This window comes from Arachnia sp. (assembly GCF_057238465.1).
In genome coordinates, this window is sequence record NZ_DBHHFZ010000019.1 from 25,521 (window position 1) to 51,636 (window position 26,116).

The 26,116-nt window shown below is 67.2% G+C and carries 22 protein-coding genes; 9 read left to right on the forward strand and 13 right to left on the reverse strand.

All coding sequences use genetic code 11. From position 1 onward, the window contains the following. Positions 1-538: 538 nt before the first annotated feature. Both cysS and rlmB read left to right on the forward strand, forming a co-directional pair. Positions 539-1,969 (forward strand): cysteine--tRNA ligase, encoded by a 1,431-nt coding sequence (gene cysS, locus ACO6D6_RS14715; protein ID WP_484785994.1) that lies wholly within the window; start codon positions 539-541, stop codon positions 1,967-1,969. After that, entirely contained in the window at positions 1,970-2,923 is a 954-nt protein-coding gene (rlmB, locus tag ACO6D6_RS14720; RefSeq protein ID WP_484785995.1) for a 23S rRNA (guanosine(2251)-2'-O)-methyltransferase RlmB, read from the forward strand. It abuts the gene before it with no gap. On the opposite strand, the gene ACO6D6_RS14725 is transcribed toward rlmB, so the two are convergent. Together ACO6D6_RS14725 and ACO6D6_RS14730 are read right to left on the reverse strand one after the other, a co-directional pair. Continuing rightward, complete coding sequence (locus tag ACO6D6_RS14725) at positions 2,905-3,348, reverse strand: RpiB/LacA/LacB family sugar-phosphate isomerase (RefSeq protein WP_484785996.1); 444 nt, start codon at positions 3,346-3,348, stop codon at positions 2,905-2,907. The genes rlmB and ACO6D6_RS14725 overlap by 19 nt on opposite strands. A 48-nt stretch (positions 3,349-3,396) precedes the next feature. Further along, positions 3,397-3,855: a TipAS antibiotic-recognition domain-containing protein gene (locus ACO6D6_RS14730; RefSeq protein ID WP_484785997.1), complete on the reverse strand. Its 459-nt coding sequence runs from the start codon at positions 3,853-3,855 to the stop codon at positions 3,397-3,399. A gap of 279 nt (positions 3,856-4,134) precedes the next feature. On the opposite strand from ACO6D6_RS14730, the gene ACO6D6_RS14735 reads away from it, so the two are divergent. The 3 genes from ACO6D6_RS14735 to ACO6D6_RS14745 all read left to right on the forward strand — a co-directional run bounded on the left by ACO6D6_RS14735 (position 4,135) and on the right by ACO6D6_RS14745 (position 9,218). Beyond that, positions 4,135-5,940 (forward strand): ABC transporter ATP-binding protein, encoded by a 1,806-nt coding sequence (locus tag ACO6D6_RS14735; RefSeq protein ID WP_484785998.1) that lies wholly within the window; start codon positions 4,135-4,137, stop codon positions 5,938-5,940. Then, on the forward strand, positions 5,934-7,673 hold the full coding sequence (locus ACO6D6_RS14740; protein WP_484785999.1) for an ABC transporter ATP-binding protein: 1,740 nt from the start codon (positions 5,934-5,936) through the stop codon (positions 7,671-7,673). Before ACO6D6_RS14735 ends, ACO6D6_RS14740 begins: the two co-directional genes overlap by 7 nt. A 72-nt stretch (positions 7,674-7,745) precedes the next feature. Beyond that, on the forward strand, positions 7,746-9,218 hold the full coding sequence (locus ACO6D6_RS14745) for a glycine hydroxymethyltransferase (protein WP_484786013.1): 1,473 nt from the start codon (positions 7,746-7,748) through the stop codon (positions 9,216-9,218). 288 nt (positions 9,219-9,506) lie between these two features. Here the strand turns inward: ACO6D6_RS14745 and ACO6D6_RS14750 are convergent, their stop codons facing one another. The 5 genes from ACO6D6_RS14750 to ACO6D6_RS14770 form a co-directional block, all read right to left on the reverse strand. Further along, a complete protein-coding gene (locus ACO6D6_RS14750) occupies positions 9,507-10,748 on the reverse strand; it encodes an MFS transporter (RefSeq protein ID WP_484786000.1) in 1,242 nt (413 codons plus the stop codon). A 364-nt stretch (positions 10,749-11,112) separates the two neighbouring features. Next, positions 11,113-12,813: an ABC-ATPase domain-containing protein gene (locus tag ACO6D6_RS14755; RefSeq protein WP_484786001.1), complete on the reverse strand. Its 1,701-nt coding sequence runs from the start codon at positions 12,811-12,813 to the stop codon at positions 11,113-11,115. A 293-nt stretch (positions 12,814-13,106) separates the two neighbouring features. After that, the gene (locus ACO6D6_RS14760; protein ID WP_484786002.1) at positions 13,107-13,394 is read right to left on the reverse strand and encodes a hypothetical protein; all 288 of its coding nucleotides are present in this window, start codon (positions 13,392-13,394) and stop codon (positions 13,107-13,109) included. Further along, positions 13,391-14,659: an anion permease gene (locus tag ACO6D6_RS14765; RefSeq protein WP_484786003.1), complete on the reverse strand. Its 1,269-nt coding sequence runs from the start codon at positions 14,657-14,659 to the stop codon at positions 13,391-13,393. The genes ACO6D6_RS14760 and ACO6D6_RS14765 overlap by 4 nt, the downstream gene beginning before the upstream one ends. A gap of 289 nt (positions 14,660-14,948) precedes the next feature. Then, the gene (locus ACO6D6_RS14770; RefSeq protein WP_484786004.1) at positions 14,949-16,610 is read right to left on the reverse strand and encodes a DUF2207 family protein; all 1,662 of its coding nucleotides are present in this window, start codon (positions 16,608-16,610) and stop codon (positions 14,949-14,951) included. Positions 16,611-16,922: 312 nt separating this feature from the next. On the opposite strand from ACO6D6_RS14770, the gene ACO6D6_RS14775 reads away from it, so the two are divergent. Next, positions 16,923-18,146 (forward strand): neutral zinc metallopeptidase, encoded by a 1,224-nt coding sequence (locus ACO6D6_RS14775; protein WP_484786005.1) that lies wholly within the window; start codon positions 16,923-16,925, stop codon positions 18,144-18,146. A 94-nt stretch (positions 18,147-18,240) separates the two neighbouring features. Here ACO6D6_RS14775 and ispF read toward each other — a convergent pair whose 3' ends face one another. The 5 genes from ispF to ACO6D6_RS14800 form a co-directional block, all read right to left on the reverse strand. After that, a complete protein-coding gene (ispF, locus tag ACO6D6_RS14780) occupies positions 18,241-18,708 on the reverse strand; it encodes a 2-C-methyl-D-erythritol 2,4-cyclodiphosphate synthase (protein WP_454965827.1) in 468 nt (155 codons plus the stop codon). Then, positions 18,705-19,409: a 2-C-methyl-D-erythritol 4-phosphate cytidylyltransferase gene (ispD, locus tag ACO6D6_RS14785; RefSeq protein ID WP_484786006.1), complete on the reverse strand. Its 705-nt coding sequence runs from the start codon at positions 19,407-19,409 to the stop codon at positions 18,705-18,707. The genes ispF and ispD overlap by 4 nt, the downstream gene beginning before the upstream one ends. A 4-nt stretch (positions 19,410-19,413) precedes the next feature. Next, a complete protein-coding gene (locus ACO6D6_RS14790) occupies positions 19,414-19,899 on the reverse strand; it encodes a CarD family transcriptional regulator (RefSeq protein ID WP_041696187.1) in 486 nt (161 codons plus the stop codon). Between the two features lie 130 nt (positions 19,900-20,029). Next, entirely contained in the window at positions 20,030-20,707 is a 678-nt protein-coding gene (locus ACO6D6_RS14795) for a response regulator (RefSeq protein WP_484786007.1), read from the reverse strand. A gap of 3 nt (positions 20,708-20,710) precedes the next feature. Beyond that, the gene (locus ACO6D6_RS14800) at positions 20,711-21,874 is read right to left on the reverse strand and encodes a sensor histidine kinase (protein ID WP_484786008.1); all 1,164 of its coding nucleotides are present in this window, start codon (positions 21,872-21,874) and stop codon (positions 20,711-20,713) included. 88 nt (positions 21,875-21,962) lie between these two features. On the opposite strand from ACO6D6_RS14800, the gene phoU reads away from it, so the two are divergent. From phoU to ACO6D6_RS14815, 3 genes are all read left to right on the forward strand, one after another. Then, the gene (gene phoU, locus ACO6D6_RS14805; RefSeq protein ID WP_484786009.1) at positions 21,963-22,628 is read left to right on the forward strand and encodes a phosphate signaling complex protein PhoU; all 666 of its coding nucleotides are present in this window, start codon (positions 21,963-21,965) and stop codon (positions 22,626-22,628) included. A gap of 75 nt (positions 22,629-22,703) precedes the next feature. Beyond that, entirely contained in the window at positions 22,704-23,627 is a 924-nt protein-coding gene (locus ACO6D6_RS14810; RefSeq protein ID WP_484786010.1) for a polysaccharide deacetylase family protein, read from the forward strand. A gap of 64 nt (positions 23,628-23,691) precedes the next feature. Then, the gene (locus ACO6D6_RS14815; RefSeq protein WP_484786011.1) at positions 23,692-24,441 is read left to right on the forward strand and encodes a phosphoglyceromutase; all 750 of its coding nucleotides are present in this window, start codon (positions 23,692-23,694) and stop codon (positions 24,439-24,441) included. A gap of 11 nt (positions 24,442-24,452) precedes the next feature. On the opposite strand, the gene ACO6D6_RS14820 is transcribed toward ACO6D6_RS14815, so the two are convergent. Further along, positions 24,453-25,796 carry a chloride channel protein gene (locus tag ACO6D6_RS14820; RefSeq protein ID WP_484786012.1) on the reverse strand — a complete coding sequence of 448 codons (1,344 nt, stop codon included), beginning with the start codon at positions 25,794-25,796 and terminating at the stop codon, positions 24,453-24,455. Positions 25,797-26,116 lie beyond the last annotated feature (320 nt).

Genomic DNA, 26,116 nt, shown 5'->3' on the forward strand with positions numbered 1-26,116 from the left:
CGTTTCCGGCGGGCTGCACCAGCGGTTCACCGTGCTTCGCGTGAGGCGTGAAGCCTCTCGATGATGCCGTGGTGCAGCCTGTCGGTTTCGACGATGGGGAGCCCGAGGGCTTTGACGTGCCGCTTGGGACGCCGGGTCCAGTGCTCCCCCTCAGTCGGGATGGTGTTCAGGGCCCCGGAAGTCCCAACGGAACGACGGCCACCTTGTCCCGGCGCCGACAGTCATGCTCGCCGGTTGTCGAGGCCACAGGATCCGCGATCCGCTCCGGAACCATTCCCGGGGAAAGGACTCGCGTCAGGTACGACTCGAACTGCGCTCGCCCGGCCCGGTCACAGGGTGAACGGATGCCCGGAAAACCGGAGGATTCGATCTCCCTGACATAGTCGGCGAATCTCAAATCACAAGCGCCCGGTATACCTTTCCGTCGTTCCAAACTGTACCTATCCGGCACCGGTTACTGTACTTTTCCGCCATCAGGGAGCGCGTGGTTTCGGGTCGTCCGCTGACGCCGGCGCCGGGCGGCACTAGACTCCGCAGGGTGAATCTGCGCCTGTACAACACCGCCACCCGAGCCGTCGAGGAGTTCGTTCCCCTGGTTCCCGGGAAGGTGTCGGTCTACCACTGTGGATTGACGGTGCAGGCCTCCCCGCATCTCGGGCACATCCGCAAGGAAGTGGTCTTCGACGTGCTGCGCCGCTGGCTGACGCGTCAGGGCCTCGACGTCACCGTCGTCGCGAACATCACCGACATCGACGACAAGATCCTCGCCAAGTCCGCGGAGGCCGGTATCGAGTGGTGGGCGCACGCCTACCGTTTCGAACGGGAGCTGCACGACGCCTACGCCGCACTCGGGTGCCTGCCCCCCACCTACGAGCCACGCGCCACCGGTCACGTCCCGGAGATGATCGAGCTGGTGGAGGAGCTGCTGGAACGCGGCCACGCCTACGTCGCCGACGATGGTTCCGGGGATGTCTACTTCGATGTGCGTTCCTGGCCGCGTTACGGGGAGTTGTCGGGCCAGAAGGTCGACGAGATGGCCGCCGCGGAGGACGCCGATCCGCGCGGCAAACGCGACCCCCGCGACTTCGCGCTCTGGAAGGGACACAAACCCGAGGAACCCGAGACCGCGTCCTGGCCCACCCCCTGGGGCAGGGGACGTCCCGGCTGGCACCTGGAGTGCTCTGCCATGGCCGGGAAATACCTCGGCGACACCTTCGACATCCACGGCGGCGGCATCGACCTGCGTTTCCCGCACCACGAGAACGAACTGGCCCAGTCCGCCGGGGCCGGGCGCGGTTTCGCCCGGGTGTGGATGCACAACGCCTGGGTGACGATGGCGGGCGAGAAGATGAGCAAGTCGCTGGGCAACACGGCGCTGATATCGGAGGTCACGAAGGCCTTCGATCCGCGCGCGGTGCGGTTCTTCCTGCTGGCCCCCCACTACCGCAGCCAGATCGAGTTCTCCCCCGCCGACGAGCAGACCCGAGGATCTTTGGCGGAAGCGGAGAAGGGCATCGAACGCATCGACTCCTTCCTGGCCTCCGCCGGTGAACGCGGTTTGACGCGGGGCAGGGTCGGTGGGCCGTTCTGGGATGCGTTCGAGGCCGCGATGAACGACGACCTGGCCACCCCGACCGCAGTGGCCACGCTCTTCGAGGCCGTGCGAGCAGGAAACAAGGCCCTGAGCGACGGCGACCCGGGGGCCGCCGACCTGTACGCCACGGTCTCCGAAATGACCAGCATCCTGGGAATCAACCCTGGCGACGCCCCGTGGGCGAGCGCCACCGGGGGCGATGACCTGACCCCCGTCGTGGATCGGCTGGTTTCCAAGCTGCTGGAGCAGCGCGCCGAGGCCAGGGCCGCCAAGGACTGGGGACGCGCTGACGCCATTCGCGACACCCTGACCGAGGCTGGATTGAACATCACCGACACCCCGGAAGGGGCCCGTTGGAGTCTGGAGAAGAAATAGATGGCAGGCAACTCGAGACACCCCGGGGCCGGTAACCGCGGCAAGGGCAACACCGCGGGTTCTGGCGGGCGGATCCGCCGTTCGCTTCGGGGCAAGGGCCCCACCCCGAAGGCCGAGGACCGCGTCTACCACAAGGCGTACAAGGCCAAACAGGAGGCGCTGAAACGTCAGGCGAACCGCCCGAGGGCGAAAACAACTGGCCACGCCCCGGTGGGGGCGGACTGGGTGGTGGGCCGCAACCCGGTGTTGGAGGCCCTCACAGCCGGGCTGCCCGTGAAACAGGCCTACGTCGCCGAGGGCGCGGAGCGCGACGACCGGCTCCGTGACATCCTCAAGTTCGCGGCCGAGCATTCGCTTCCGCTGCTGCAGGTGACCCGGGCCGAGCTGGACCGGGTGACCGGCGGTCTCGTCCACCAGGGGGTGGCCCTGCAGCTTCCCGCCTTCGATTACACGGATGTCGAGGACATCTTCGACGCGGCCTTCGAGGTTCCCTCGCGGGGTCTCGTGGTGGCCCTCGACCAGGTGACGGACCCCCGCAACCTGGGCGCGATCATCCGATCGGCGGCCGCCTTCGGCGCACAGGGCGTGGTGATCCCGGCCCGCCGGTCGGCCTCCATGACGGCCGCAGCGTGGAAGACCTCCGCGGGAGCGGCGGCGCGCATTCCCGTCGCGAAGGTCACGAACCTGAACCAGATGCTGCGCCGCGCCTCCGGTGCCGGATTCACAGTCGTCGGTCTGGCCGGTGAGGGCGAAACCCCCTTGTCGGGTATCCCGGGGCTCGACGGCCCCGTCCTGGTGGTGGTCGGCTCCGAAGGGGAGGGCCTGGCGCGTCTGGTGCGGGAGAACTGCGACGCCCTGGTCTCGATCCCCATCGCCTCCGCGGTGGAGTCGCTCAATGCGTCGGTGGCGGCTTCCGTCGCGCTCTACGAGATCAGTCAGCAGCGGGCCTCGTAGGCCGCGATCTCACCGACTCTGGGACCGTAGCTGCCCGCCGGGTCGTGACGCAGGTCGAGCCAGATGTCCACCAGCGCCCAGGCCGCCGGTGCCGCTATGACGTTCTGACCCATGCACAGGATCTGGGCGTCGTAATTCTCCACCGATCCCCGGACGGTCAGCAGGTCGTGGGCGGTCGCGGCCCGTATTCCCGGTACCTTGTTGGCGGCGATGGCGGTGCCGATGCCGGTGCCGCACACGAGGATGCCCCGGTCGGCTCTTCCCTCCGCGATGGCCCGGCCCGCCTGGAAGGAGAGCTCCGGGTAGGTGATGTCCGGCGTGGACAGGTCCACCAGGGCACTCACCCGCTCGTCTCCCGCCAGTTTCTCCTTGAGCGCTTCCTTCAGCACGGCTCCGTTGCCCGGAGCGCCAATGATGATTCGCATGTCCGAAGCCTTTCATGTCGGGACGCGGAACGCTCGGCGACGGGCGCCTCATTCCTGTTCCTCCTCGATGTGCATCAGGAGCGCGTCGCGGACGAACTCGGCGCCGGCCCGTCCCCCGAATGCGTGCCGCATCGCGGGGTCCTGCACGTACATGCGGGCAAGTCCGCGGATCATGGCCGATGAGCGTTCCCCGTCGCCGGTGTGCGTCGGGGTTCCCGGGATCTCACCGAGCCGGGCCACGTGCCGGTCCACGAGCCGGCGCACCTCCGGGGAGTCCAGTGCGGCCCCGGCCCGCTGGGCGCGAACCCAGTCGGCGACGAGCCGTTCCGAGCGCTTCTTCCACGCCTGCTGCTGGGCGAGGGTCTTGCCGTGCCACCAGTCATGGCCCGCCCGGTAGGCCTCGCGACCCCAGCGCGCGACCACCTCTTCCTCATAACGGTCGTTGAACCCGTCGAGCAGCACGTCCGGTCTCGGTGCCCTCCCGCGACTCGCCTGCCCTCCCGCCATTCGCCTGCCCTCCCGGCAAGAACGCTTGTCTTGTGGGCGTCTGCTTGCGCTGTAGCGCAAGCAGACGCCCACAAGACAAGCGTTTCAAGAAGAGTCGACAGCCCGGGGAAAGGCGGCGGCCCGAGGAGAGTCGGCGGCCCGGGGAAGCTGGCGGCCCGGGGGAAGTCGGCGGGGAGCTGCCCTCGTCGAGGCACATTCTCGGAAAGCCCCACCCCTTGTAGGGGTATACCCCCAGAATGCTAGTTTAGGCATGCCTGCCTTCTATCTGGAAGAGACCTCATGTCAACGCAATCTTCTGTACCCGACACCATTCCCGCGAATGCCCCGAGGTCCGTGTGGGACCTGGTCCGCAGCGCACGCGGCTCGATGTACCTGGGGTTCAGCCTCGCCGCCATGGGAGCGGTGTTCAAGGTGGTGCCCTACATAGCGATCGTCGAGATCACCCGTTCCCTGCTGGCGGGGAACCCGGATCCCGCGTACCTGTGGGGGTGGGTGATCGCCGCGGTGGTGTGCATGGTGGTCCATTCGCTCTCCTACACCTACGCGCTGGGGAACAACCACACCACGGAGGCGAGGCTCCGCCACGAGCTCCGGCAGCGGCTCATCAGCAAACTGGGGGTCGTGAACCTCGGCTGGTTCTCGGCCCGGAGTTCAGGTCGCATCCGGCAGGCCGTCTCGAACGACACCGCCGATATCCACTCCCTGGTGGCGCACCTGGCCGGCGACTTCGCCAATTCCCTCATCAGCCTGCTGGTCAGCCTCGGCTACCTGTTCTGGCTGGACTGGCGCTTCGCCGGTCTGCTGACCGGCTGCTACCTGCTGCTCTCGGTCGTGGTGTACGCGACCGGCATGACGGGGATCAGGAAGGTGTTCGATGACTACGCCGAGGCCGAACGACAGCTCTCGGACCGGACGGTGGAATTGGTGGACGGCATCAAGGAGGTCAAGAACTTCGGCATGACCGCGGATGTCTTCGGGCGTTTCGACGAGGCCCAGAAGAGGTTCTCCAGGGTTTCCCTGACATGGATGCAGAAGCAGAGCATCGGACTGAGCCTGATCGCTTCGCTGCTGCAACCCGGACCGGTGTTCGCCGCAACGATGGGGCTGGGGCTGGTGTTCACGCTCCAGGGGTGGTTGTCCCCGGTGACGGTGGTGGCCTTCGCCCTGGTGTGGGTCGGGCTGCCCGAGGGACTGCTGACCCTGATGGAGATGTCACAGAACCTGTACGCGGCGAAGCAGGCCGCGAACAGCACCCTGCACATCCTGCAGGCCCCCGAGCTGTCCGAACCGGACACCGAGATCGCCCCGGCGGAGGACGCCCCCGCAGTGGAGTTCCGCGACGTCAGTTTCTCCTACGACCCCGGGGAACCGGTCATCCAGGAACTCTCCCTGAAATGCCCACCGGGTACGGTCACGGCGCTGGTCGGCCCCTCCGGCGGCGGGAAATCCACGCTGGCCAGGCTAATCGCAAGGTTCTGGGACATCGATTCCGGGACGGTGCTCGTCAACGGCCGCGACGTGCGGGACCAACCCACGCGGGAACTGCTGTCATCGATGTCGCTGGTCTTCCAGGACATCATGCTCAGCACCGACACCGTCCGCGCGAACATCGCCCTCGGAAACGCGGAGGCGACCGAGGCCGAGATCGAGGAGGCGGCCAGGGCCGCCTGCATCCACGACCGCATCATGCAGCTTCCCGACGGCTACGACACGATCATTGGTGAGGGAGCCCATTTCTCCGGGGGTGAGGCGCAGCGCCTGACGATCGCGCGGGCCTTCCTGGCCGCATCCCCCATCCTGATCCTCGACGAGGCGACGGCGCAGGCCGACAGCCATTCCGAACGCCTGATCCAGCAGGCCATCAGCAACCTGGCCCAGAAACGCACGGTGATCGTGATCGCCCACCGGCTCTCCACGATCCAAGGTGTGGACCAGATAGCCGTGATCGACGCGGGCCGGCTCGTCGAGCTGGGAACCCACGACGAACTGCTGGCCCAGGACGGCCCCTACGCCCGGTTGTGGCGGAACCAGACCGACATCGCCCAGGCCCTTGAAGGGATCGAGGAAAAGGAACCGGCATGCTGAAGCATTTCCGTCGCTATCTCGACAAACCGGGGGTCGTGAACGCCCTGATCGTCGGTTACGCGGTCTCCGCGTTGCTGCAGGGCCTGGCATTCGTGGCCCTGATCCCCTTCCTGCGGGCCTTCCTGAGCCCGGACCCGGCATCCGCCCTGCCGTGGTTGTGGGTCCTGATCGGCCTCGGGGCCGCAGCCTTCCTGGTGAACTGGATCAGCATGGTCATGGCCATGCGCATCAGCGTCATCGATGTCTGCGGCAACCTGATCTCGAAGATCGGACGCCGGGTCTCGGCTCTCCCACTGGGTTGGTTCCGGGCCAGGAGCGCCGGGGACGTGGCCGCCGCTGTATCCAGCGAGGTGGACATCCTCTCCCACCTCGCATCGGTGGTGCTGCCCAACCTGGTCTCGGCAATCGTGATTCCCGGCACCGTGCTGGTGGCCACCTTCTTCTTCGACTGGCGGTTGGCCCTGGTGATGACGGTCAGCCTGCCCTTCACCTATCTGGTGTGGCGTTGGGGTCTGCGCAGCTTGAAACAAGAACAAGCCCTGGAACCCGTGCTCAGCTCGGCCAGCGCGGGAAGGCTGATCGAGTACGCCCAGCTACAGCCCGTCCTCAGGGCCCGTGGCCTGGCCGGCATGCAGTGGTCCCCCATCCGGGGCGCCCTGGAAGCGGAGAACCGGGGCGTTCATCAACTGCTCAAACTCCAGGGCCCACCCATGGGGGCCCTGCTGGTGGTCACCCACGCCCTCTTCGCAGGGGTCCTGGCCTTCGGGCTGGGGTTCGCCCTGAACGGATCGCTGGACCTGGCCACCTTCGTGGCCGTCGTGGTGATGACCACCCGGCTCGTGACCCCCATGTCCCACGCGTTGCTGTACCAGGGGGAGATCCAGAAGTGCGAGATCTCGCTGGAGGCCATCGGGAAGATCCTCGACACCCCCGTGATGCCCGAGCCCGAGAAACCACAAATTCCCGGGAACCACGACATCGGGTTCCAGGACATCACCTTCTCCTACGACCAGGATGCCCCCCTGTTCCGGGACTTCTCCCTGGAGGCGCCGCAGGGCCGGATCACCGCGATCGTCGGGCCTTCGGGCTGTGGCAAGTCGACGCTGACGAAACTGGCAGCGAGGTTCTGGGACGTGTCCGCCGGGCGGGTCACCATCGGTGGGGTCGACGTCAGGGACATCGCCACGGAGCAGTTGATGTCGATGATCTCGATGGTCTTCCAGGACGTGTACCTGTTCAACACAACCATCCGCGAGAACGTCCGCATCGCCAAACCCGGGGCCACCGACGAGGAGGTGGACGAGGCCATCCGCCGGTCCCGCCTGGAGGGGGCCCTGACGCGGTTGCCGCAGGGACTCGACACCCCCGTCGGCGAGGGCGGGCAGCGCCTGTCCGGCGGTGAACGGCAGCGCGTCTCGATCGCCCGCGCCTTCCTGAAGGACGCCCCGATCCTGCTGCTCGACGAGGTCACCTCGGCGCTGGACGCCGAGAACGAGGCGGTCCTGACCACGACCCTCGAGGAACTCTCCCGGGGTCGCACGGTGGTGGTGATCGCCCACCGGTTGAGCACCATCATGAAAGCCCACTCGGTGGCGGTGCTGAGCGGCCGCGAGGCCGGTCAGGTCACCCGGGTCGTTCAGCAGGGCTCCCCCGCCGAGCTGGCGAAAACCGAGGGGCTGTTCGCGGAACTGCTCGAGGACTCGCGGGCCATCAGCAGGTGGCGGCTGGCCTGATGCGCGTCGAACAGGTCCTTGGTCAGGTCTTTCCCCGGGGTTCGGCCCTCACGACCGCTCCCCGGGGACTAGATTTGGTCCCACCACCAATTCCCCAGAGGAGTAGATGTGACTGATGCAGCGGCGCTTTCAGGCGCTTACAGGACCCTGCTGGACGTGATTGGGAAGGTCGAGCCCCGGATCTGCCAGGCGATCCGCGACGAGCTGACCGACCAGCGCGCCTCCCTGAAACTGATCGCTTCCGAGAATTACGCCAGCCTTCCGGTGCTCGCGACTATGGGCACCTGGCTGAGCGACAAGTACGCGGAGGGCACCATCGGCCACCGGTTCTACGCGGGCTGCCAGAACGTCGACGTGGTGGAGTCCGTGGCCGCCGAGCACGCGCGTGAACTGTTCGGCGCCGAATACGCCTACGCACAACCCCATTCCGGGATCGACGCGAACCTGACCGCCTACTGGGCGATCCTGGCCCACCACATCGAGACCCCGGCGCTGACGGAGTTCGGTTCGAAGAACGTCTCCGAGCTGTCCGAGGCCGACTGGGAGACGCTGCGGGCCCGGTTCGGCAGCCAGCGGCTGCTGGGCATGAGCCTGGATGCGGGCGGGCACCTGACCCACGGGTTCCGGCCGAACGTGTCGGGCAAGATGTTCCACCAGCGTTCCTACGGCACGAACCCCACCACCGGGCTGCTGGACTACGACGCCCTCGCCGCGCAGGCCGCCGAGTTCAAACCGCTGGTGATCGTCGCCGGCTACTCCGCCTACCCGCGCCGCATCGATTTCGCGAAGATGCGGGAGATCGCGGATTCCGTCGGCGCGGTGCTGATGGTCGACATGGCCCACTTCGCCGGCCTGGTGGCGGGCAAGGTGTTCACGGGCAACGAGGACCCGGTGCCGTTCGCCCAAGTGCTGACCACCACCACCCACAAGTCGCTGCGCGGCCCGCGCGGCGGCCTGGTGCTGGCGACCAAGGACTACGCGGGTGACGTCGACCGCGGCTGCCCGATGGTGCTGGGCGGTCCCCTGTCGCACATCATGGCGGCCAAGGCCGTCGCCCTGGCGGAGGCCCGCACCGAGGAGTTCCGGGACTACGCGCACCGGGTGGTCGACAACGCCCGCGCCCTGGCAGAGGGGCTGCTGAAACGCGGCAGCACCCTGGTGACCGGAGGCACCGACAACCACATCGTGCTGCTGGACGTCTCCTCCTTCGGCCTGACCGGGCGGCAGGCGGAGTCGGCGCTGCTGGATTCCGGCATCGTCACCAACCGCAACTCGGTGCCCAACGACCCCAACGGCGCCTGGTACACCTCGGGCATCAGGCTCGGCACCCCGGCCCTGACGTCGCGGGGCTTCACCACCTCCGACATGGACGAGGTCGCGGCCATGATCACCGACGTGCTGAAGAAGACCACACCGACCACCACGAAGGACGGCAAACCGGGCAAGGCGAAGTACGAACTGGCCCCGGAGGTCGCGGATGGATCGAAGGATCGCGCGGCGAAGCTCCTGGATCTGCACCCGCTCTACCCGGGTCTGACGTTGTGATGACGACGTTTTCGATCTGATTCCGCTGCTGGCCTCTCTGCCGGGGTGTTCCTTCCGCTGTTCGTCTGACTCAGCCTGAGGAAACCCCGGCAGAAAGGGGCCGGCACACCCCGCAGTCGGGTGTTGCTCGCACTCGGTGGTTTCGCTGCGCTGGTGTTGCCCTGCGCGACCTTCCTGCCCCCCGCAAGATCCCGTGTGCGTTACTTCTGCGCCCCGTCCGGTTCGTACCGCCGGGTGGGACGGCACTCCGGCTGATTCGCCGAACGAATCAGTCCGCCAGGGCATGGCTCATTTCGTCGGCGACGCCTTCGCCATCAGTTCTGCGATGCTTCGTCTCAGTGCGCGCGGGTGCAGGTTGCGGGCTGTCACCAGGGACAGCAGTAGGCACAGGACCCCGGAGAGGATGAAGACCGATCGGACTCCGAGCAATTCCGCGGCGACTCCGCCCAGCAGCGCACCACCGGGCATCGCGATTCCCATGGCCATGAACGCCTGGACGCTCGCCACCCTGCCCGCAAGCTCGCGCGGAGCGATCTTTTGCCGCAGAGATGCGACCAGGACGCTGACCATGATGCCGAAGAACGAGTTGAAGAACAGGCAGCCGGCAAGCAGCACAAGATTGCTTGAAACGGTCATCAGGAGCAGCAACGGTCCCGCCAGAGCCACCCCCACCGGCAGAACGTAGCTGAAGCCCAGTTTCCGATCGGCCACCGGCGCCAGGGCCCCTCCAAGCACACCTCCTGCGCCGGAGATGCTCAACACGACGCCGAACGCCGTCGCTGATGCGCCCAGGTCGTTCGTGACGTAGATCACCATGATCGCCAGCACCCCGCTCTGGGCGAAGTTGACGACACCCATCACCGACAACAGGGCGACCACCACAGGCTTGCCCCGGCACCAAGCGACGCCCTCCCGCACGGCCTGCCACATCCCCACCTCGCCGCTGGCGGGCGCCTGGCCTCCGCCTGCGATGCGCGCCACCAGCGCTGAGGCCAGCAGGAAAGAGACCGCGTCGATCAGGAACGGCAGCCAGCGCGCGAAACCGAACAGCAGCCCACCCAGTCCGGGCCCGATGAAGTTCATCGACGCCGCCTGCATCACATAGAAGATGCCGTTGGCCGCAGACAGGTCGTCGGGGTCCTCCACGATCTCCGGGATCATGCCCTGGTTCGCCGCCGAAAAGACCGTCTCGCCGACACCGAGACAGAAGCTGACGACCGCCAGCACCCAGATTCCGGTGAGGTCGAAGAACACAGCCCCCGCGAGCGCCCCCACCAAAACGCACCGCGACAGGTCGACCAGCACCATCAGCGACTTCCGCTTGAACCGATCCGCGACGACCCCGCCTGCCAGGCCGAACAGCAGCCAAGGGAGCCGGTTGGCCACGACGACAAGCGAGATCAACAGCGGATCCGACGTGACCGTCGATGCCAGCAGCGGCGCAGCAACAAGCCGGATCCCATCCCCGACCGACGACACACCCATCGCCGAGGCCAGTTTCAGGTAGCTTCCGTTGCGAATCAGCGCCACTTCCATTCCTCCCGTATGAGTGAACCCGAATCAGCCAGCAGCCACCTTGACGCCCATCCCGCCTGCCCAAACTGCATCGGCCCCACCCGGACTCTATTTTCCAGGAATACCCGCAACACATCCTCTTGGAGCACCCACGCCTTGCCTTGACTGCTTCTCTCGGAGACGAGGATCAGCAACCCTCCCGCCGCTTCTCAATCCCCCATGGCCGGTCGAGCCGATCCGCGAGCGCCAGCGAGCGGATCGTGTCGAAACCACCTCGCGCATGTCCGAGGGCCCTTCCCCGGCTTCCGGCAGTGGTTTCGACACGGGCTGTTCCTCCACTGAGACCCGGTTCAACCAGCTTTGGGTTCCGGGGACGGGGTCAGGGCCGGGCCCGGAGTCCCCGATGGCGGTTGATGGCGGCCAGGATTTCGTGGCGGCGGGGGCGGGCGAGGTGCCCGGGATGACCGCGGTGGGGCGAGAGCCAGTCGAGGCCTTCCTCGTCGATGCGGTGCAGCAGTTCGTCGATCCGCTCGGGCATGCCCGCCCGGTCGTCGAGGAGGTCACCGATGCGGTCCAGCACGTGGGCGATGGCCTGCGTCTGCGCGGCGTCGACCAGCTGCGGGACCGCGGCGAGGTCGATGTCGTCGCGGCCGTACTGGATCCTGGTGCGGCTCCGTGCCTTGGCGGGTTTGCCGGTGCCGGATGGCGGCAGGGACACAGCCCCGGGCCGTCCCGCCCGCATGCCGGTGAAGACCTCCGTCGCCTCGGTGGGCGACAGGGCAGCCGCTATTTCGTGTGCCCTTTCGGTGACGTCGACGGGCACGTAGCGGTTGATGGCGATGACGTGGTCGGCGACCTCGAAGAACGCCCCGGAGCCCCCGGCGACGAGGATCGTCGATGTCCCGAGCTCGCTGTAAAGGGGCCGGACGCGGTCCACGAACGGGGTGATGGGTTCCTGGGCGGCGGGGATGAGAGCGCGCATGCGTTCGTCGCGGATCATGAAGTTCGTGGCCGAGGTGTCCTCGTCGATCAGCAGCGTCGACGCTCCGGCCTCGATGGCCTCGACGAGGTTGGCGGCCTGGGACGTGGAGCCGCTGGCGTTGGTCGTGCTGAAACAGCGCGTGTCGGTTCCAGAAGGCAGGTTGGTGATGAACGGGGAGATGTCCACGCCGGTGACCGCCCGGCCGTCCTCCGCGCGGATGGTGACCGCGTCCGGGCGGGTGATGACCCATTCGCGGCCGTCACCGCCGATGTGGGGATAAACGCCCCGTTCGATCGCGCGCAGCAGCGTCGATTTCCCGTGATACCCGCCGCCGACGATCACGGTCACGCCCTCGGGGACGCCCATGCCGGTGACCCGGCGGCCGCTGGGCAGGTCGAAGGCGACCCGCAGGTTTCCCGGGCTCTCGAAGGGCACTGCGGCATCACCTGCGAGGGGCAGGTCGGAATCGCCGGAGCGGCGGGGCAGGATCGCGCCGTCACCCACGAACGCGACCAGTCCACGCCCCGGCAGGAGACCACGGAGGTGTTCCTGGTCGCGCAGCAGGGTGACGTGTTCGCGCAGGGCACGCCGGTCGAGGTTCCGGTGCAGCAGGGAGGCCTCGGCGACGCGCGGCAGGACATCGATCAGGAGCCTGGCCGCCTGGTGTCCGCGGGCCCTGCGCCCGGATGCGGGCAGGCCGACGTCGATGCGGGCCTCGACCCGGTCTACCAGGACGGCGACGCTGGTGCGTTCCAGCACCTCCTGTCCGGGCCGGCCGATGCCCACGAACCCGCCATTTCCCGTCCCCTCCGGCCTCGGAACCATCCGATGCGCGGCGTCCGCGAACCGGCGTGTGAGGAAGTCGGCGACCGCGATCCTGCCCGCGGCGTCGTCGGTCAGGTCGGAGGGCAGATCCGCGACCTCCCGGTCGACGATGATGCGCATCCGTGACGGCGGGGCGTAGGGGTCGACCTGCACGTGGTCGACGACGAGCCGGACAGTACCGATCCGGTAGCTGCCGGTCAGTTGTTTGTACGAGGCGTATCCCCGCCCGTCGAGTTGAGCGAGGACACGCCTCAGCGTTTCTGCATCACGCATGAACGTCCTTCCTGCTCCCCCAGTGCACGAAACCTTCCCCTTCGCACGAAACCTTCCCCTTCGCACGAAACCTCCCCCTGTGCACGAAACGCGGAAGAAAAACGGTTCGACGTCACGTGACGACGTTGAACCGTCGAACTCCCGCGTTTCCTGAGCGGGGAAAGGCTTCCACTCATGCCATGGGCGGTACCTGCGCACGTGCAGCACGACCCTGGTCATGCCAGGAGGCTACCGCCTTCCAGCAGAGCGTGGGCGAAAACCTGTGGTGCGGCCCCGGTCACGCCGTGAGAGAGCTACCTGCTGGTGAAGACCGGGATGACGCCGTCGAAACTCAGCTGGACCCCGAGTCCGTGGGCGACGATCGTCGCGATTCCCGCGAGAACGGCCAGCAGCACCACGGCGAAACACAGCCCCGCTATCACCTTTCCCAGCAGGGTTGGTTTCCGGTTGGGATCATCCCCGGTGCCCATCGACAGGGAACGCACCCCCAGCGCGAACAGCGTCGGGAGCCCTGCCCCCAGGATCAAACCGGCCAGCAGAACGTGCCAGGTACCCTCAAAAGCGAGCCAGAGGATGTTCATGCTCGGCTGCCCTCGGGCTGTTCGATCTCGATCAGGTCACCCATTTCAGCGGTTGCGGCCAGCGGGCGCGGGGCGGTGACGTTTTCCACCCATTCGTCATTGACGTTGCTGTGGTCAATTGCGGACTTCTTGGAGTGCAGGTACATCCACAATGCCGATGCCAGCAGGATCACGGTTATCGCCAGGGCCCCGAACAGCCCGCCGAGCAGGTTCCCGACCAGCCACATGGCTGCCCCGGCGAGCGCCGCGGCGGGCAGGGTGATCGCCCACGAGATCAGCATCCTCCCGGCCACACGCCAGTTGACCTTGGCACCGGAACGCCCGAGACCGCTTCCCAGGATCGAACCGGTGGCGACGTGCGTGGTGGACAGGGCGAAGCCCATGTGGCTGGAGGCCAGGACCACCGCTGCCGACGACGCATCAGCGGCCATGCCCTGAGGGGAGCTGATCTCGACGAGTCCTTTGCCCAGGGTGCGGATGATCCGCCAGCCCCCGAGGTAGGTGCCGAGCGCGATGGCAACGGCGCAGGCCACCTTCACCCAGAACGGCACCGCGTGCAGCTGGGTCCAGCTTCCGGTGGCGATCAGCGCCAGGGTGATGACCCCCATGGTCTTCTGGGCGTCGTTGGTGCCGTGCGCCAGGGAAATCAGCGAGGCGGACCCGACCTGTCCCCACCTGAAACCCCGTTCCCGGCGTTTCTCATCCATTCCACGGGTGATCGCGAACACCAGCCAGGTGCCGACCGCAGAAACGATGCTCGCCACGACCGGTGAGACGAGGGCGGGCAGGATCACCTTCCCGACCACCCCGTCGAGCTTGGTGCCATCGCCGACCCAATTGACCCCGCCGAAACCCAGGCCCGCGATGGTCGCGCCGACGAGACCGCCGAAAAGGGCGTGTGAGGAGCTCGAGGGCAGGCTCCACAACCAGGTCAGGAGGTTCCACAGGATGGCGCCCACCAGGCCGGACAGCACGATCAGCAGCAGTCCCTCACCGCCGTCCATGAGCAGTTCGGGACGCGGTGCCCCGACCTCGTCCTGAAGGTTCACCACGGCGTTGGTGACGGTGAGCGCCACCTCCACGGAGAGGAAGGCTCCCACGAGGTTCAGCAGCGCCGAGAGCATGACGGCGGTCTTCGGTCTCAGTGCACCCGTGGCGATGGAGGTGGCCATGGCGTTGCCGGTGTCGTGGAAACCATTGGTGAAATCGAAGACCAAGGCTGTAGCGATCACCAGCAGCAGCACGACTAACAGTTCTAGCGGCACAGCACTAGTTTGCAGCTTCCAGCCGGGATTCGCGCAATTGGCATCTCAAACCTCAGACATGTCGCAAAATTTCTGAGCGGATCCGGCCCTCCCCCGGCGACGCGCCGACCCCACCAGCCGGGGATGAAACACACGGCGACCATACGCTGGTGACCCATCCCGAGCGCACAGGGACGGCGCGTCGGCGCCCCGGGGTCCACCCCGGGGCGCCTCCCATCCCGAGCGCACGGGGACGGTGCGGTTCGGTCACGAGTCCGCACAACCACGACCCGAAAGCCGCGAACGACCGTCAGCGGCTGAACAGCTGCCCCTGGACGGTGTTGACGAACTGCGTCAGGGAGGCGGGCAGGTCACGCAGGTGCCAGGTCTCCGGGGCGTGGTACCAGGCGACCTCCGTCGGGTCCGGGGTGTCGTCGGCGTCGGCCGCCGCCATCGCCTCCAGCCATCGCTGACGTCCGCCCAGGACGATGGTGTAGGGCAGCAGACGGGAGATCTCCGCCAGTTCCCTGCCCTTCGGCATCTGGTCGGTCGGATGGGTGTTCAGGAGCGCCGAGAGCGCCCCGAGGGCCGTCACGAGCCGGGTGCCGTCCGGTGTGCGGCGGGGCATGCGCGGCGCCATCCAGAGCAGGGAGATGGCCAGGGCCAACAGCACCAGCGCCACCAGGCCGAACCGGGTGAAGGCGATCAGGACGGCACCCGCGGCCAGCGCCACACCGAGCCCGACCCAACCGCGCACGGCCCAGGAGCTGCGGGTGGAATCGGGGCGGGTCTCGAACCAGCCGCGTTCGACCACCTCGTCGTAGAGGGCGTCCTGCACCTGTCCGAGGGCGGGCGCCAGCACCTCGGGCAGCTGTGAGGCGAGGGATTGTTCGCCGTTGGGCACCACGGCGTCCAAGAGCCGGGATTCGTAGGCAAGCAGTTCGTCGCCCGGATTCTCCAGGCGGCTGAACTGCCAGTCCACCAGGCCGTGCTGGGTGTGTTGGAGTTCGGTGATGCGCAGGTGTCCGCGAACTGCGAGGTCGATCAAGGTGGCCGTGATGTCGACGGGATCGACGCGCTCATCGGCGACGGTACCCACCAGGCCGGGGCGCATGCCCTCAGCGGGTTCGAACACCGACTCCCCGTCGCCGACGGGGCGGAACGACCCGACGGCCGAGACCTCACCGGAGAAGACGAGATCCGCACCGGTGCGGCGATGCAGCCACCACAGCAGCAATGCACCAACCACCAGGGTGGCCAGCGCCGCGCCCGTCGTGGCCAGGTCCATCGTGAACGCCCGGTCGAGGTTCCACTGCTCGTGGATCTGGGCGGTCACCGCGATCTGTTCGGGGCTGAAACCAACGGTGAAGGTCACCTGTTCGCCGGCTCCCCGCGTCGCCGACTCGAACCTGGGGGTGGGTGAGTTGTGGGCGCCGGCCGTGTAGAGCTGGCACTTGTCGAGAGTTCCGGGCGGGCCGGCGGTGCAGTCCACCAGCTGCGCCAGGTCGTCCGCCTGAAGGCTTCCGGAAACCTTCTCGACCCCGACCGACAGCCCTTGGAGCGCACGCCAGGTGAACACGCTGCTCTCGCCGTAGGACCCCGGTTCGGAGCGGGTGGTTCCGGTCACCTTGTAGGTGATCTTCACCTCTGCGGAGGGCTTCATGGAGAGCACCGTGTAGTCCTGCTCCACCTTGGAGGTGAAGTTCTCGGCGCCCGTCGCGCTCACGTCGGAGATGTCGTAGAGGTAGTAGCGGTCTCGGTCTAGGGGGGCACGATTCGCGATCCGCTGGGTGAGTTCCGCGGGTGGGGTGTCGAACTTGATGGTCTCGGTAACCGTCAACACTCCGTTCGCATCGAGCTGCCCCTCGAAAAGGTATGACTTGGCGATCGGCTCATCGGCATGGGCCTGCGGCACACCGATCAGACCGAGCAGCAGCACGAACGGGACCAGCAACAGGCGGACTGTACGCACCTCGGGCTCCTTGGGTTGAAATTCTCGCTGCTGACGGTACCGCATGACCCGAGCAAGTCAGTTCCTCAGGTGCGCGCATTCATTCACCGTGTGACGACCCCCGATACGGCTACCCTGAAAGCTGTGGAGAACTCGATGCAACCGCAGTACCCGGGCCGGCCCAATCAGCAGGGCCCTGGAGGGAATCCCTCCCCGGGGCAGCGTCCTGCTCCTTGGCAACAGCCGGCTCCTTGGCAACAGCCGGCTCCCCCGCAGGACCAGCAAGCCCCGCAGCAGGGGTTTCCCACCGGCCAGCAGCCTCCCCGGCCGCCGATGCCACCTTCCCCCTATCAGCCGCCGACCGCCCCGCGCAGGATGACACCACAGCCGACCACCCCTCACAGGGCGATGCCGCAGCAGCCGCCCCAGCAGTTTCCCGCCCCCCAGCCCGCGGTGACCTACCCGGCCCCGGTCGCGACGCAGATGTCCACAACCCCGGGTCCTGCTTTTCTTCCCAACGCCCCCACGGGTTTCCGGCCCGCCCCTCAGGGTTTCCCTGCGATGCAGCAGCCCACCCCGACCTTCATCCCCGGCGGCTATGCCTCACCGGTGACACCCAGGCGCCCCCCGACGGGGTTGCTGGTCGCCCTGTTCAGTGCCCTCGTCCTGCTGACCGGAATGGTCGCCATCTCCATCTTCAACCAGTCGGGTTCCTCGACCGTGGCCTCCGATTACAAGAACGAGGATTGGAAGGTCCCGCCCGTCAACGACACACCCCCGCCGCTCGTGGTACCGGAGAACGGAGAGGAGGGGAAGAAGCTGATGGAAGAAAACCTCCTGTACGACACGTCGCTGGAATCGCCCGTGCGGTGTGATCTCGAGCTTCCTCCCGGTGACAGGCAGAGTGACAAGGAGTTGGAAACCCATCTGCAGGCATACCTCGGTTGCCTGACCCGGGTTTGGGGCCCCACCTTGGAAAAAGCCGGCTACAAGGCCTTCCAACCGAGGATCACGGTCTTCCCGGAGGGCGGGAAGGTCACCACGGGATGCGGAACCCAGGAGTCCCAGAACGCCTTCTATTGCGCGGCGGACCAGCGGATATACATCGCCCAGGACATGCTCGATGTCCTCTCCACCGATCTGTCCAAGGCTCGTGCCATCTTCAACCTGATCATCGCCCACGAGTACGGGCACACCATACAGGGGCAGTCCGGAATACTGGTCAGCGGAAACGCCTTGGCCAAGCGCGGCAGCGATTCCAAGGCCATGGAGATAAGCCGACGTCTCGAGACCCAGGCCGACTGCTTCGCCGGAGCCGCCATGAGCTCCCTCTGGCAGGGGCTCAAGCTCACCGACGCGGATCGCCAGGACATTCTGAACATCATCATGGACCTGGGTGACGACAAGCTGAGGGAGCGCAACAACGGCGACCCGAACGAGGAGGGCGACCACGGCAAGGGCAGAAACCGTCATATGTGGTTGGAGCGTGGGCTGAACTCCGGGGGATCACTGGGCCAGTGCAACACCTTCAAGGCGCCGTCCAGTGAGGTCGAGTAGAAAACCGCCGGGAAGCGCTGATTGATAGTTGTTCCCCGCGGGGTCTGCTCAGTCGGCGCTTCCCCCGGGTCGCGGGCTGGGTCGTCGGGACGATTCAGCCCGCGATCGTCATTGCAACCGCTATCGCCGCGACTCCCTCTCCGCGGCCCGTGAGACCCAGTCCGTCGGTGGTGGTGGCGGAAACCGACACGGGCGCCCCGATGGCCTCGGAGAGCACCCGCTCCGCCTCACCGCGGCGCGCGGCCATGCGTGGCCGGTTGCCGATCACCTGGACGCTGACGTTGCAGATCCCGAAGCCCGCGGCCCGGAGCAGCCTGGCCGTCTCGGTCAGGAAAGCGATCCCCGATGCGCCTTTCCACTCTGGACGGTCCGTGCCGAAGTTCGATCCGATGTCCCCCAGCCCGGCCGAGGCCAGCAGCGCATCGACGATGGCGTGGGCCGCCACGTCGCCGTCGGAGTGCCCGGACAGGCCGAACGGTTCGTCCGGGAAGTGCAGCCCGGCCACCCACATCGGCACCCCGGCCTCCAGCCTGTGGACGTCGGTTCCAATACCGACCCTCATGTCCGGCTCCTGCCGTCCAGGATTCCCTGCGCCAGGGCCAGGTCGAGTTGTTCGGTGACCTTCAGCGCGTCATGATGCCCGGGCACGAGCACCACCCGGTACCCGAGCGCCTCGATCGCGGATGCGTCGTCGGTGATGGCCATACCGTGCCGGGCCACGTGGTCGTGGGCCTCACGGAGCAGCCCCAGCCGGGCCCCCTGCGGGGTCTGGATGGCTCGGAGGGTGGATCTGTCGACGATCCGGGATCCGTCGTCACCGACCTGTCGGATCGAGTCGTGGACCGCGACCACCGGTATGGCCGCCTCCGCGCCGTCCGCAACCGCGCGCAGTACGGCGGTGACGACCTGCGGGGGCACCAGGGGACGGGCCGCGTCGTGGATCAGCACGATGGTCTCGGGGCCGAAGCGTTCCGACAGCACGTCGAGCCCGAGCCTGACCGAATCCTGGCGTTCGGTCCCACCCACGGTGCAGGTGATGCCGTCCAGTCCGGACAGGGCCGCTTCGAAGATCGACAGGCATCCCTCGGGTGTGGTGACCACCACGTGTCCCACGCCTCCGTCACGCATCGCCAGGACGCTGCGGCGCACCAGGGACATCCCGCCGAGTTCCACCAGCGCCTTCGGCACGGATGCGCCGAGCCGAGACCCGGAACCGGCCGCCGCCACGATGGCGACGACCGGTTCGTTCGTGTTGTTGTTCAACGGCTCACGAGGCCAGGACCTCGTCGAGCATCACCTCGGCGCGGTCCTCGGCGACGTCCTCCGCGAGGGCCAGTTCGGCCACGAGAATGGCGCGGGCCTTGGCGAGCATGCGCTTCTCGCCGGCGGACAGCCCCTTGTCACGGTCGCGACGCCACAGGTCACGGACCACTTCGGAAACCTTGATGACATTCCCGGAGTGCAGTTTCTCCAGGTTCGCCTTGTAACGGCGGGACCAGTTGGTGGGTTCCTCCGTGTGCTCGGCACGCAGCACCTGGAACACGCGCTCCAGGCCATCGGCGTCGACCACGTCGCGCACACCGACGAGGTCCAGGTTGCAGGCGGGAACACGCACCACGAGGTCGTTTTGACCTATGATGCGCAGTACGAGGTAGAGCTTGTCCTCTCCCTTGATTTGTCGGGTCTCTATGTCTTCGATGACAGCCGCCCCGTGATTCGGGTAGACCACCGTCTCTCCGACTGTAAAAGTCATGTCTTGTAGGCCCCTTTCCGGAGGCCATCCTACCACGGCACTACGAACCGGCCCCGTGAATGATCCCGGCCCCCGCCACCGGGACCTGACAGGTACCCGGGCGCTCCCGGTTCGTGGCCGGGGCCACCGCTCATCCCCGGAACTTGTACCCCAAGCCCCTGACCGTGATCACCCGGGAGGGGTTGGAGGGGTCGCGTTCGATCTTGTTGCGGAGGCGTTTGACGTGGACGTCAAGGGTTTTGGTGTCGCCGACGTAGTCGCTGCCCCAGATGCGGTCGATGATCTGGCCGCGGGTCATGACACGTCCCGCGTTGCGCAGCAGCAGTTCCAGCAGCTCGAATTCGCGAAGCGCCAGCCTCACCTCCTGGCCGTCGACCAGGACCTGGTGGCGTTCCACGTCGATGCGCACCCCGTCCATCTCGACGATCTCCGAGATCAGGGTGGAGTCGTGGCCGCGCCTCAGGATGGCGCGGATCCGCGCCACGAGTTCGCGGTGGGAGAACGGTTTCGTGACGTAGTCGTCGGCGCCGATCTCCAACCCCACCACCTTGTCCGTCTCGGAGTCCCTAGCCGAGACCATGATGATCGCGACGTCGCCGCGGGTCCGTAGCCTGCGGCACACCTCGGTCCCCGGCATGCCGGGCAGCATCAGGTCCAGCAGCACCAGATCAGCGCCGTTGCGTTCGTACTCGGCCAGGCCGCTCTCCCCGTCCGCCGCGGCGGCGACGTCGAATCCCTCCTTGCCGAGCATGAAGGTGAGCGCCTCACGATAGGAGCCCTCGTCCTCGATGATCAGGATCCTGGCCATCCCTCATTCCTCCCGGGTCTCCCCATCGACGACCCCACCCTGGTGGGCCGGAAGCCGCAGCGTGAAGGTGGACCCCCGACGGGGCCGCGACCACACTTTAACGCTTCCCTTGTGGGCCAGGGCGATGTGGCGGACGATCGACAGCCCCAGTCCCGTGCCCCCGCTTTCCCGGGAACGCCCGTAGTCGACCCGGTAGAAGCGTTCGAAGATGCGTTCCTGGTCCTCCTGGGAAATGCCGATGCCGTTGTCGGTCACCGTGATCTCGACGTGTTCGCCGTCCTCGTCGGGCACCCGCACGGCCGCCACCACGACCCGGGCGTTGTCGTCGGAGTAGTTGATGGCGTTCTGCACGAGGTTGACCAGGGCATCGATCAGTTGCCAACGGTCCCCCAGCACCCGGGCGCGGGGCACGGCGGCGCGCACGAGGTTGATGCTGCGGGCCTCGGCGGCCTCCCGGGTCCGTCCAACCGCCTCGTCGACGATCTCCTCCACATCAACCACCTCACGGTTCAGCATCGGGTCCGAGGACTGGAGCCGGGAAAGTTCGATGATCTGGCTGACGAGTTCGGCCAGCCGGGCCGATTCGCGCTGGAGACGCCTGGCGAAGTGGGTCACCTGTTCGGGGGCCTCGGCGGCGGCCTCGATGGTTTCCGCGAGAATCCCGATCGCTCCGATCGGGGTTTTCAGTTCGTGCGAGACGTTCGCCACGAAATCCCTCCGCACCGCATCCATGCGTCGGGTCGCGGCCTCGTCCTCGGCCATGACCAGGACGAGACCTTGGCGAAGTGGAACCACTCGGGTGGACAACTCGACGTTCTCCACGCCCGGGGGACGGTCCTGGATGACGCTTCCCAGGTATTCCGCGTTCGTCCTGCGCACCTGCCGCACCCGGTCCAGCAACCCCGGGAACCCGACCCGTGTTCCCCGCACCAGGCCCATGGAAGTTCCGGAGACGTTCACCTTCAACACCTCGTCGTGGGGGCCGACCAGCAGTCCCCCGACGGGAAGCGCCTCGACGGCGGCGGCCAGGTCGTCGTGGACGGGCATCGTTTCCCGGGGCGCGGGCTGCGGCTTCCCCGGTCGGGTGCGGGGCCCGAGGAAGCCCGCGACGCGCGCCACCGCCAGCGCGAGCAGGGCACCCATCAGGAAGGCGACAACGACGGCCATGCACCAGATCCTATTGTCGGATCCGATGGTCGGCGACGACCACTAGACTGCCGTTCCTAGGGTTCCCATCCCGAAGGACGGAGACGAAATGCGCGCCAGCTACCACGAAGAACTCAATGGCCTGCTCGACAGCCTCCAGCACATGGCGGTCCTGGTGGAGGTCGCCGTGAGCGAGGCGTCCGCCTCCCTGCTGGAACCCGACCTGGCCCGCGCGGAAGCCGTCATCTCCAATGATTCCCAGCTCGACGCCATGCACGAGGAACTCGAGTACCGCTGCCTGTCCCTCCTGGCCCTCCAGGCCCCGGTGGCGGGTGAGTTGCGCACCATCGTCTCCGCGATCCGGGTGGTCTTCGAGCTGGCGCGCATGGGTGATCTGGCGGCGCACGTGGCCAAGATCGCCCGGTTGCGTTTCCCGGAGTCGGCGGTGCCTGATTCGCTGCGCGAGAACTTCTCCCGCATGTCGGAGGTGTGTCTGGCGATGATTCGTCTGGCCAACCAGTCGTTGAAGGACCGCGACGCCGTGGCCGCTCTGCGCATGGCGGAGATCGACCACGAGATTGATCACCTGCGTCGCGACCACTTCGGAGTGCTGTTGGGCGAGAGCTGGTCGGGGTCGGTGGAGCAGGCCATCGACGTCGCCTTGCTGGGACGCTATTTCGAACGCTTCGCGGACCACGCCGTCGCGGTGGCGCGCCGCGTCATCTACATCATCACGGGGCAGTTCCCGGAGGGCGAGGAGTGGCCGAACGCCTGAGCGTGATCGGAATTTGAATGGCCGAAGGTCTACACTGCTCGCGTAGTTGGATTTTGTCTTTACGAGGGGATTTCAATGACGCCGTTCAATCGCCGTTGCCTGTTGACGGGCACCGTGGCCGCCATGGCGGTCGGGCTGGGGGCCTGTGGGCCCTCCCCGGAAGCCACGCAGTCGGCATCCGCCCCGGCATCTTCGGAACAACCCAAGGAGTCCACCGCCGAGGCGAGCCCCACCCCCGAGCCGTCCCCGGCGCCTTCTCCGTCGCCCTCCTCGAACGCGTCCCCCGAGGCCTTGAAGCCGAACACCAGTCACAACCACGCGGCCGCCGAGTACGCCTACCCCTCTGAGAAGGTCCAGGCGTGGATGAAGGATCCCAGTTCGGCCCCCGAGAAAATCGTCTTCCTCACCTTCGACGACGGCCCGAACCACACCAATTCGGTGCAGATCCTGGATGCCCTGAAGGCGGGCGGGGTGCACGGCACGTTCTTCGTGGTCGGGAATCTCGTGAGCAGCGCACCCGAGACGCTCAAGCGTGAGATCGCGGAGGGACACTCCGTGGCCATGCACAGCTACACCCACAACTACAACAAGCTCTACCCCGGTCGCGTCGGAAGCCTGGAGGCCATCAAGGGCGAGTACGAGAAAACCAAGGCCGCCCTCGAGGAAGTCCTCGGCCCCGATTTCAAGACCAACACCTGGCGCTACCCCGGCGGCCACATGAGCTGGAAGAAGCTGGAGGCCGCCGACGAGGCCCTGGCCGCCGAGGGGGTGCACTGGCTCGACTGGAACTGCCTCACCGGTGACGCCGAGCCGCCGAACCGTCAACCCAAGGATGTCGCGGGCATGGTGAAGATGGCGACCTCCGCGATCGGCGAGGGTTTGAAGGTCGCGGTGATGCTCGCCCACGACTCCGAGGGCAAGGACTTGACCGTCAAGTCGATGCCCCAGATCATCAGCGCCTACAAGAGTGCGGGGTACAAGTTCGGGGTCATCGCCTGAGCCCCGGTGGGTTTCGTTGCGGCGGCCCCTGTGCCCGGGGTCGTCCGCCTTGTAGGCTGACGCCATGACCGGAAAGCTGATCCTGCTCCGTCACGGCGAGAGCGAATGGAATGCGAAGAACCTGTTCACCGGTTGGGTGGACGTCGACATCAATGACAAGGGTGAGGCCGAGGCCCGGAAAGCAGCGGAGCTGCTGGCCTCGGAGGGGCTGCTGCCGACGGTGCTGCACACCTCATTGCTGCGTCGCGCCATCCACACCGCCTACCTGGCCCTCGACGGCTGCGACCGCCACTGGATTCCGGTGCGCCGCAGCTGGCGTCTGAACGAGCGCCACTACGGCGCGCTGCAGGGGCTGGACAAGACCGCCACCCGTGACAAGTACGGCGACGAGCAGTTCATGTTGTGGCGCCGCAGCTACGACACCCCGCCGCCGGTGCAGGACACCGACGCGGAGTACTCGCAGTTCAACGATCCCCGCTACGCCGACATCCCCGCGGATGAGCGTCCCCGCACCGAGTGCCTCAAGGATGTCGTGGCGCGCATGCTGCCGTACTGGGAGGAGGCCATCATCCCGGATCTGGATGCCGGTCACACCGTCCTGGTCACCGCGCACGGCAACTCCCTGCGTGCGCTGGTCAAACACCTGGACGACATTTCCGACGAGGACATCGCGGGGCTGAACATCCCCACCGGGGTTCCCCTGCTGTACGAACTCGACGAGAACCACAGGCCCCTCGTCAAGGGCGGCCGTTACCTCGACCCGGAGGCTGCCGCCGCCTCCATCGAGGCCGTCAAGAACCAGGGCAAGAAGTAGTCCCGGAAGGTTCAGTTCGTCTCTTCAACGGGTCCTGTCGCGAGAGCGACGGGACCCGTTTGCGCATCGTCGTTGTTCTCGCCGTGTTCCTTTCCGCGGTTCCGCCACCAGGATGCGACCGCCGTGGCTCCCGCGATCGCCAGGGCCGTCGGCACCAGGACCGTCGCGCCGGAGTGCGTCAGCTCCAGCACCAGCACGAACCCGGTCAGGGGGGCCTTGATGGTGGCCCCGAGGAAGGCCGCGGCCCCGATGAAAACGCAGGCGACGAGGCTGGTTCCCGGCCAGATCAGCGACCACGCGAACCCGGTCAGTCCCCCCAGGGCCGCGCCCAGCGCGATTCCGGGATTCAGCGTGCCACCCCAGGCACCCACCCGCACCGTGATCAGCGTGGTGACCGCCTTGGCAGCCAGCAGCAGGGCGATCAACCCGAGCGCCTGCGGCCCGACCTCCGACACCTGGTTCGTGACCGTCTGCGTGACCAGGTGTCCGTTGCCCAGCACCCACGGCACCCAGATGGAGACCGCCCCGACCACGGCGAACCCCAGGGGCATGACCCACAGCAGCCGGGTGGTGGTCGGGCGTTTCTGCTCGGCGCGTTTGACCGCTTCACCGAAGAGCGCGCCGGCCAAGCCGATCACGGGACCGAACAGCACGGCCCACGCCACCAGCGCGGGTGAGGAAACCAGTTCCGGCATCCTGTGGTAGGCCTCCGGCCTGGCCCAGCCATTGGCGACGAGAACGGCGATGCCGGAGACGGCGAAAGCCGAGGCCAGGGAGCGTTTCGAGAAGGTGACGAGGAGGACCTCGAGGGCGAAGAAGACACCGGACAGGGGGATACCGTAGACGGCTGCCAGACCTGCCCCGGCCCCGCAGGCCACCAGGATCCGCCGGTCCGCCGGGGCCAGGCCGAACCGGTCGCTGATCCACCCGGACAGCGCGGCACCGGCCTCCCGCGGCGCGACCTCACGGCCGAGCGAGGCACCCATGGCGATGATCATGATCTGTGTTGCGGCATGCCAGATGGTGCGCAGCACCGGCATGCGCCTGCCCGCCACGGCCTGTTCCGTTGACACCGGTCCGGTTCCGGTGCGGTGCAGCAGCACCCACGAGGTCGCGCCGATCACACCGGCCACCGCGAGGGTGAGGATCCGACGCCACCACGGGATGGTCTCCAGGGCCGTGATCAGGTGCCCCTCGGAGGCGCCCCAGACGAGGTGCTCCACGGTGTGCAGCAGGTGTGCACAGACCCATCCGGTGACACCCGCTGCGATTCCCGCCAGGACTACGGCGGCAACGAAACGCCGGAGCCCCGTGACTCCGGCGGTGGTGTGCGATGCGGACGGACGGAAACTCACGTTCTCCTACTCTAGGACTTCTTCCCCCTCGAACCGCACCCGTCCGAACCCCGCTGAACCCCATGCCGGAGCTCCATCCCACCGAATTCCACTATCTGGGGCCGGGCGCGACGATGGTCGCTGGTCCTCAAGGCCCCGACGGACCTGCCGAGGGACCGGACCACGCCGACCGGGCGGCCTCTGGCCTCGTGCGTCGCGGTGAAGGCGGGTGGCACGAACCGGTTTGGTCCCATTTGCCCGAGGCCCGAGTCGAAACCACCCTCCCCAAGCAGACCGACCCGAACCGCGACATCCCCTCCCCATCCCCCTCCCCCTCCCCC